1 protein-coding gene is annotated in these 272 nt (G+C 57.7%); it reads left to right on the top strand.

Features of this window, described 5'->3' with window-relative positions:
• The coding region (locus SCA31_RS23485; protein WP_410699426.1) for an NAD(P)-binding domain-containing protein at positions 1–272 on the top strand (272 nt) is incomplete at both ends.

Genomic DNA, 272 nt, shown 5'->3' with positions numbered 1-272 from the left:
TGTCGAGACGAAGATCGCACTGATCGGGATGGGTTCGATAGGCGGTGCTGTGGCCAGGACACTGCTCTGCTCGGGCGCAGAGATCGTCACTCGCCTTGAAGGACGCTCGGCTCAGACACAAGAACGGGCGGCGGCCTTAGGGATCAAGTACATTGATCTGAAACTATTCTTGGCGTCAGACAGCATTATGTCAATCGTTCCGCCATCACAGGCATTGCTAGTAGCCGAACCGAGCAGGCTAGCGCGCGCGGAGAAGTCTGTGGGGGTCAAGG

This window comes from Chryseobacterium sp. SIMBA_028 (assembly GCF_046535285.1).
Taxonomy (GTDB): domain Bacteria; phylum Bacteroidota; class Bacteroidia; order Flavobacteriales; family Weeksellaceae; genus Chryseobacterium.
The sequence above is the reverse complement of the archived record's forward strand: the minus strand, read 5'-3'. Positions and strand labels throughout refer to the sequence as shown.